Annotated in this window: 8 protein-coding genes; 2 read left to right on the forward strand and 6 right to left on the reverse strand. The window is 47.4% G+C overall.

The window, feature by feature from the left end:
* Positions 1 to 61 precede the first annotated feature (61 nt).
* Positions 62 to 2,338 (reverse strand): ribonuclease R family protein, encoded by a 2,277-nt coding sequence (locus RIB93_RS07405; RefSeq protein ID WP_446371764.1) that lies wholly within the window; start codon positions 2,336 to 2,338, stop codon positions 62 to 64.
* Positions 2,339 to 2,594: 256 nt separating this feature from the next.
* A complete protein-coding gene (locus RIB93_RS07410) occupies positions 2,595 to 3,449 on the reverse strand; it encodes an RNA-guided endonuclease InsQ/TnpB family protein (protein ID WP_446371766.1) in 855 nt (284 codons plus the stop codon).
* 477 nt (positions 3,450 to 3,926) lie between these two features.
* Here RIB93_RS07410 and RIB93_RS07415 point away from each other — a divergent pair, with 477 nt between their 5' ends.
* On the forward strand, positions 3,927 to 4,820 hold the full coding sequence (locus RIB93_RS07415; RefSeq protein WP_446371768.1) for a hypothetical protein: 894 nt from the start codon (positions 3,927 to 3,929) through the stop codon (positions 4,818 to 4,820).
* A gap of 96 nt (positions 4,821 to 4,916) precedes the next feature.
* On the opposite strand, the gene clpP is transcribed toward RIB93_RS07415, so the two are convergent.
* Positions 4,917 to 5,525, reverse strand: coding sequence for an ATP-dependent Clp endopeptidase proteolytic subunit ClpP (gene clpP / locus RIB93_RS07420; RefSeq protein WP_446371770.1), 609 nt, complete (start codon positions 5,523 to 5,525; stop codon positions 4,917 to 4,919).
* A gap of 56 nt (positions 5,526 to 5,581) precedes the next feature.
* Between clpP and RIB93_RS07425 the strand changes: the two genes are divergently transcribed.
* Positions 5,582 to 5,737 carry a hypothetical protein gene (locus tag RIB93_RS07425; RefSeq protein ID WP_446371772.1) on the forward strand — a complete coding sequence of 52 codons (156 nt, stop codon included), beginning with the start codon at positions 5,582 to 5,584 and terminating at the stop codon, positions 5,735 to 5,737.
* 94 nt (positions 5,738 to 5,831) lie between these two features.
* Here RIB93_RS07425 and RIB93_RS07430 read toward each other — a convergent pair whose 3' ends face one another.
* The 3 genes from RIB93_RS07430 to RIB93_RS07440 form a co-directional block, all read right to left on the reverse strand.
* The gene (locus tag RIB93_RS07430) at positions 5,832 to 6,425 is read right to left on the reverse strand and encodes a sporulation/spore germination protein (RefSeq protein WP_446371774.1); all 594 of its coding nucleotides are present in this window, start codon (positions 6,423 to 6,425) and stop codon (positions 5,832 to 5,834) included.
* 258 nt (positions 6,426 to 6,683) lie between these two features.
* Positions 6,684 to 7,355, reverse strand: coding sequence for a transposase (locus RIB93_RS07435; protein ID WP_446371776.1), 672 nt, complete (start codon positions 7,353 to 7,355; stop codon positions 6,684 to 6,686).
* 108 nt (positions 7,356 to 7,463) lie between these two features.
* On the reverse strand, positions 7,464 to 7,592 hold the full coding sequence (locus tag RIB93_RS07440; protein WP_446371778.1) for a hypothetical protein: 129 nt from the start codon (positions 7,590 to 7,592) through the stop codon (positions 7,464 to 7,466).
* Positions 7,593 to 7,733: the final 141 nt, after the last annotated feature.

The raw sequence follows: 7,733 nt of genomic DNA on the forward strand, positions 1-7,733 counted from the left end.
GTTGTCCGTTGCCATTAGTCCTTTATCTTTTGCCCGGTTAAAATGACCAATGACCAGAAATTTAATCTTCTAAATCTTCGTTACTTGCCACACTACCACCACTAACGGTTACCAAGTCAATTTGTTGACGGTAATAATCCACACTCTTGACTTGAACTTCGACATGATCGCCCAATCGATACGCCGTGCGGTTTTTCCGACCGACTAAACAAGCATGACGAGAGCGATATTCGTACCAGTCATCTTTCAGGGAACTGACGTGAACCAATCCTTCCACCAACAAGTCTTCAATTTCGACAAAGAAGCCATAGGATTGCACGCCTGTAATCAAACCACTGAAGACATGACCTGTGCGTTCTTTCATTTGCTCGGCTTTTTTCAAGCCCTCTAAATCAATCTCGGCATCTTCGGTGAGTTTTTCCCGGTCATTGAGATGGGGAACCAAGGTGCTTAATTGACTTTCTAACTCCTGTTGAGTGTCAGGGGGTAAAACATTCCAGTTAATGTTGCCATGGGCGCTACTATGGTGGAGATTCACCCGATCTTTCGACCGCGTGGTACGGCGATCGCGTCCTTCACTAAAGGTGTATTCTAAGACCCGTTGGACAAATAAATCTCCATAGCGCCATACGGGGGAGATACTATGGCAATAGCTGGTATCCAAGGCTAAACCAAAGTGTAATCCAGGCTTAGAACTATAGGCGATCGGTTTTAAGGTTCCCTCAAGTAAGTGATTCAGAACTTTAGCAGCCGTTGATTTCGCCAAGAGTTGGGTCAATCGCTGATAATCTTGGGACGTGACATCCTCCTCCAAGGATTGCTCGACATCCAGTCCCAAATTGTTGGCTAACTTGAGTAAATCTTCCAGTTGTTCTAAATCGGGAGTTGGATGAACACAATAAATCCCTGGCAAGGATAAGGCGTGCAAATGGGACGCTACCACTTGATTTGCCAGTACCATCAATTCTCCTAGGAGCGATCGCAAGGGCATAGAACCCGAAACCATGATCGCCCCTTGGCGTCCTTCATCTTTACTGTGGGGAATGGCTCGCGCAATGGCTTCTTTGGGCAGTGTTCCATTCAATTCAAACGCGCCCCGTTGCTGTCGCACGGCTCTGAGTGCTGGAGATAAGCTGAAGAAGAGTTCCTTGAGTTTGTCTACAATCGGTGCGAGTTCGGGTTCGCTCTCTTCATGTCCGCCCAACAACGCCTGTGCCTGTTCATAACTGAGTTGGTGATCCACTTGGATGACACTCGGTTGAATTTCAAATTCAACCAGTTGTCCAGAGTCCGTTAACGTGAGCAGCACGGACTGGGTTAAGCGATCTTCACCGGGAATCAGGGACACTTGAGATAGGAGTTTTTCCGGCAGCAGGGGGAGAACCGTATCTCCCAAATACACAGCCGTTCCTCGCTTTCGTGCCTCTCTATCCAGGGGTGAGTCTAGGGGTATCCAATGGGCGACATCGGCGATATGGATGCCCACCTGCCAATTTCCGGTCTTGGTTTTTTCTAGGGTAAAGGCATTTTCGGCAATGGCGCTATCTGGGGAGCCTGACTCGTCTTCTATCGTCATCGTCAGCCATTTACGCAGATCCAGGCGCTTTTTTAAGTCTGTTTTGCCGAGGGAGTCGGGTAAGGCTTCAACCGCTGGCAGTACGGAATCGGGGAACTGACGGCGTAGGTCATGTTTACAACAGACAATATCCGTATCAGCGGCGTCTTCGGCATCACTCCCTAAGATGCGAGCCACTTTACCTTGAGGGGGGTTTTGTCCCAGGGGATAGCGCAGAACTTGCACATGAACCAGATGCTCCACCGCCTCTTCTAGGGGGGCGCTATTGGGTCGTAAATTCAGTTCAAACAGCAGGCGGTCATCCAGAGGGACGGCGTGATAACTGCCATCTTCAGCCTGTCTGACTCGGGCAAGTACCGAGGGATTAACTCGTTCGAGAATCAAGCGTACCTGTCCTTCTGGAGAACGGCGACGACTCCCTTCTTTGGTCACTTTCACCAAAACGCGATCGCCATTCCAAGCGCTACTTAGATGATTCTTTTGAATGTAAATGTCATCAGCGCCTTCAACATCTTGAATGGCAAAGCAAAATCCTTTACTGGAGCAGCGCAGTTTGGCTTCGACCACATCTTCTTCATAGACTCGTCGATATCGACCTCGTTCTTTTTCCAAAATGCCCACTTTCTCCAGCACATCCAGAGCAATCTGGAGTTTGTTCAGACTTTCGGAGTCCTGACACCCCAGTTTCTTCTCTAAAACTTTGGGGGCGACTGACTTGTCATCGGTCAAATTGGAGAGTAATGTAGCGATTGAAAATTCCATCCAACAATCCTTTTTCTTTGATCCGGCGTTTACTTGAATTTGCCTAGTGGCAATACGCTCACGTGAAGGGCGCTCCCATTTAACTGGGGTAACGTTTGCCTTGCCAATGTTATGCCTCGGTACTTTCTCCAGCACACTGGCTTAACCCTGTACACCTGTTTAATGCTGAAGTTCTAGCAGCTCAGGGCTGGCACACACCCCAAGGTAGGAACTTTAACTCTTGGGCATAACGTAGACCATGTAGGTCTTAGGCTCGTCAGGTATGGGCTTTTAGTAGCCCTGGTTCTATTGCACAGGACAATAGTTCCGAGCCTCCAGGCTGGTTTACTGCACAGCCCCATAACTCAATCATTTTTGCTCCATTAAAGTCCGCATCCCCTAGCCATCCACACACCAAGTTTGTGCATTTAAACTGCTTGTTAGTTCTCTGTCCAATATGCAAGCAACAATGACAGGTCTGGCTGGTATAGGCTGGCGGTATGGCGATCATCTCAATCCCTTCTTTTATTCCTTTGTACTCTAGGAATATCCTTAACTGATAGAATGCCCAGGAATTTGACCGTCTTCTTTCGCTCTTTGTCCTGGGTTTTTCATTTGTTCGTTCCCGGATTCCGGTTAAGTCTTCAATCGCCACCGCCGACTTTAATGCCTTTGCTTCTTCTATGATTGATTTACTGATATTGTGGTTTATCCATTTCTGAAATCTTCTCTCGCGCCCCGATAACCGTTTCAAGACAGTCCGGCATCTTCGCCTTGTTGTCCTTGTGCCTTGGGTTGCTTTCTTTTGTAGAGAAGCTCTCACTCTAGTGTATTTATCTCGGGTCTTGTTTAGTTGCTTTCCCTCCCATCCTTTATCTGTACTGGTTTTCGCTATCTCCCTGCGTCCCAAGTCTACCCCAATCACAATGTTTGATTTAATCGGTTTGGGCGGCTCACTTTTGAGTTGTATATGCACATACCAATACCCGTCCCGATGCAGGCAAACTCGATTCGTTAGCTTTGGGTTAACTGTGGCATTTATCGCGTTACAAGCGGCAGCAAAACTTCCCGCCGTTTCCATGAGCAGCCCTTGTTGCTCTTCGGTGGGTTGAAGTCTTACAACTATTGTCAATACTTGCTTCACGTTTATCCAAAACTCACGAAAATGAGTATAATTCAAACTTTAACCGACTGGCAATTCCTCCCCGCGTTGAATCACAGATTACAATGGGGGCTTCCTTGCCGGAGTAGGTGAGTTACACTCAACTGGGACAGTATGTCATTATTGTAGATTCTCGTGCCCCTACCTTGGAAGTCAACTGTCAAAAGTTATGCATTTGTGGCGTTAAATGTCTGTTGATGTGCCGAAGTGCAACAGACGCCAAGAATTGGTAAATTTGTACTAAATCGCCGTTGATTAAAGGGTAGCTTGCACTTACCCCTTCTTGTCCTAGGGAGTTTCCCAAGCCCCAGGACTGTGGTTCGGGTCTATGTAACATTATGTTACATGTTTGTGCAGACAGGCTCTCATCGTACTAATACGACTGTCGCTGTCTATGCCAACTGTCCAAAATGTACCCTGTCCATGTACCGCGTTGAGTCAAGTTTTATGAATCCTACATTGAATAAATTCCGAGTTTCTTATCCTCAAGGGAGCCTGATCAGTGATCTGTTAGCCATCGATCACGGTCAGTATATCGTGCGCGTCAGTGTGGAAATTGATGGCGTAACCCGATCAACCGGTCTAGCTGCGGCTCAAACGGTGGAACTAGCAGAAGACCAAGCAAGACTTCGAGCGATAACTGTTTTAGCGGTGGATCGGGAGAGTTCTACGGACACTGAAACATCTCCACCTCATCGCCACACCCAAACGTCAGTGGCGGCTGCTAAGATTCCCTCATCCCCTGAGTCGATTCCTAACTCGGCTTCCACTTTTGCGGCAAAAAGGATGGTATCAACACCTGAGGTTGAAGATACTCCAAGTCCTAGTCCAATCGATACCCACCCAATATCGGCAAAACCCAGTCCACCCCCTGAACCGACGGAACCTCTCCCAGAGACAGTTGAACCACCTTCCCCACCTGAGACAAAACCCAGTCCACCCCCTGAACCGACAGTAACGTTTCCTGAGACAGTTGAACCGCCCTCCTTAACGGAAGACGTATCAGCATCACAGACACCTCTGTTGAAGGAAGAGACACCAACCCCAGTGGGAGTCACTCAATCGTCGTTAGAGCCAGAATCAACACCACCCCCATCTCCTGCACCTGCACAAAACGAAGCTGAACCCGATATCCAGACTCAACCCACATCCGAAACACCCATTGACTTTTCCGAAATTCTTGCCCGAACCAATGTGGAACTCAGACGGCTAGGGTGGACGAATCAACAGGGACGAGATTACCTCGTCGAAACTTATGGTAAGCGATCGCGTCAGTTGTTAACCGATGAAGAGTTACTCGACTTCTTGCATCATCTCGAATTAGAACCGACACCCGACTAATCAGATTTGAGGAAAGTAGGGGCGGGTTTATTGATGATAACGTTTGTTCAAAACCCGCCCCGACCGATGTGTAGGGACGGGTTTCATTAAATTAGGCTAGCCCACCGTCGCGGGAGTCCGGGCGGCGGAAGGACGCCGATTAATCACTTGATCAATTAAGCGGTAGTCCTTGGCTTCCTCGGCTGACATAAAGAAGTCCCGTTCTGTATCTTCAGCAATTCGATCTAGGGGTTGATCGGTATGTTCAGCCAGAAGATGATTCAGCCGTTGTTTGTGATACAGGATTTCTTTTGCCTGAATTTCAATATCACTCGCCTGTCCTTGAGCGCCGCCTAAAGGCTGGTGAATCATAATTCTGGAATGAGGTAAGCTCATCCGTTTACCCTTCGCTCCAGCACTCAGCAGAAATGCACCCATACTCGCCGCCAAACCCACACAGATGGTGCAGACATCGGGACGGATTTGATTCATGGTATCGTAAATCCCCATTCCTGCGGTTACAGAACCGCCTGGGGAGTTGATATAGAGGTATATGTCTTTTTCGGGGTCATCGGCTTCGAGGAACAAGAGTTGAGCCACGATTAGGTTAGCCAAATCTGAATCAACCTGTTGTCCCAGAAAAACGATCCGTTCCCGCAGCAGACGAGAGTAGATGTCAAAGGCGCGTTCACCGCGACCCGATTGTTCGATAACTGTAGGAATCATGGCAATTACGGTAATCTTAAGCTCATATTCTTTTAGATTGTAGCGATTGACGCCGGATGAGGGGTGGAGGGGTTGGGGAAGTTGGGGGAGATGGGGAAGATGGGGAAGCTGGGGAAGCTGGGGAAGATGGGGAAGATGGGGGAGATGGGGTAGCAATTGGAACGTCTGTTGTAGGGGCGGGTTTTACCATTAACATTTGGTTGTCACCCTGATATAACTAAACCCGCCCCGATTAAAGTGCAAGTCATCTTCAACAAATGACCAATAACGAATGACAAATGACCAATGACAAATGACAAATGACCCTTAAAAAACAATGTCTTGTCCTTTATCTGTAAAGCGAACATCTTGAATATTTAGTCGCGGGTTTTCTACCAAGGTTTTGCGGATACCACCAAATAATGCCAATTGTTCGCATATCGAGAGGGAGACAAATTGACGCTGGGAATCTGGAGATAAGCGCAAATCGATGGTAGCGATACCATTATTGAGATTTACGCGATAACCCGCTAAATCCAAATCCCCCGAACTCACTTGGGCGACAACGTTTCCCACAGACGCCGTTACCGGAGTTTCTGCTGCAACAGCAACGGGTTTAGGGATAAGGGTTTCACATTGACTGTCAGTGCGATAAATATTCAGGGTTATGGTTTTGACAGTATCAGTGGGTTGAGGAGTCGAGGCTGGATTCACCTCTGGGACAATAGACGAATCTGGTTGGGCGATAAGTGAGGTGGTTGAGTCAGGATTGGCTTGTGGAGGAGAGGATGACGGAGAAGACGTTTCGACAGGGTTGTCAGGAATTCCTTTACTATTTGCAGCCAGCCAACCCCAGCCACCAACACCAGCAATAATCAGTCCTGCGATCGCGGGGATAAAATAGGGGTGAATACGAGTCATAGTTGAACGCTGATTGCTTTGGGTAGATGTTTGTACCTTTAGGATTCGAGGTAACTAGCTACTCATCCGGAGCAAAATCGTTCAACAGGAAAAGACGCGATCGCACATTTACCCGACACAGCAAATTCTGTAGGGGCGGGTTTTACCAACAACGTAACGGTTTTTGGGAATAACCTATCTAAACCCGCCCTCCTCTCCACCTAATCGTGCCAAAAATAATCCCATGTAGAGGAGTATATAACATAAGCGATCGCACGTTTATCTGACAATAACCTGAGTCTGATATTTACCCTGAGATTCAAATACCAGAGGACGAGATTCATCCCAACTCTGGAGATTCTCAGGATGCAAATCATCGTTTTGCCAATTCCAGGGATTTTTCAGGATATAGTCACGAATAGCGGTTAATGATTCTTCGTGGCGGATGATATGTTCATAATAACCCCGTTGCCATACAGAGATACCCGATTGGGAACGAAGTTGATTAATGCGACGAGATGAAAAGGTTTTGAACCCGCGAACAATTTCTGGTAATCCGTAAATTTTCGAGGGTTGATGGTTGAATTTTGCCGACGTAGTAGATTTTGTAGGGGCGGGTTTTACAACCAACGTAGCGGTTTCTGGGAATAACCTATCTAAACCCGCCCCCTCCCAACCGCTATCGTGTAAAAAAATAATCCCATGGACATGATTGGGCATAATGATAAAAGCATCTAATTGCACACCGTCGTAACGTTTGGGTAAGATATCCCAATTAAAGTTGACGGCTTCCCCATAGCGACTCAGTTGCATTTCCCCATTGACTACCTCACCCAATAAACATTGGCGCTGCCATGTACATACGGTGATAAAATAAGCACCTGTTTGGGTATAATCATATCCCTTGAGGCGAATCGAACGGCGATGGTGTTTTTGGGGATTGTATTTCATTATCCATCGAAGAGGTGGTTTGACCGAAATTTAGGATATCCTACCAATATAATCAATCTGTCACATCTGGGATGGGAGCGGGGCGGGTTTATATAGGTAAATAGTGAGTCACATCAGTTGCGCGATCGCACGTTTACCCGACACAGTAAATCCTGTAGGGGCGGGTTTGACAACCAACGTAACGGTTTTTGGGAATAACGTATCTAAACCCGCCCCCTCTCCACCCCAATCGGGCAAAAAATAACCCTACCCAGATGACAGGGAAAGACGCGATCGCAGGTTTCCCTGGGTGGATTTAATTCACATTTAGGATATCCTACTAATATAATAAACCTGTCGCATCTGGGATGGGAGCGGGGCGGGTTTATATAGGTAAAT

Source organism: Coleofasciculus sp. D1-CHI-01 (genome assembly GCF_040218875.1).
Classification (GTDB): Bacteria; Cyanobacteriota; Cyanobacteriia; order Cyanobacteriales; family Coleofasciculaceae; genus Coleofasciculus.

Coding starts and splice junctions, on each gene's coding strand:
- RIB93_RS07405 (WP_446371764.1), bottom strand. CDS start 2,338: ATGGAATTTTCAATCGCTACATTACTCTCCAATTTGACCGATGACAAG.
- RIB93_RS07415 (WP_446371768.1), top strand. CDS start 3,927: ATGAATCCTACATTGAATAAATTCCGAGTTTCTTATCCTCAAGGGAGC.
- clpP (WP_446371770.1), bottom strand. CDS start 5,525: ATGATTCCTACAGTTATCGAACAATCGGGTCGCGGTGAACGCGCCTTT.
- RIB93_RS07425 (WP_446371772.1), top strand. CDS start 5,582: ATGAGGGGTGGAGGGGTTGGGGAAGTTGGGGGAGATGGGGAAGATGGG.
- RIB93_RS07430 (WP_446371774.1), bottom strand. CDS start 6,425: ATGACTCGTATTCACCCCTATTTTATCCCCGCGATCGCAGGACTGATT.
- RIB93_RS07435 (WP_446371776.1), bottom strand. CDS start 7,355: ATGAAATACAATCCCCAAAAACACCATCGCCGTTCGATTCGCCTCAAG.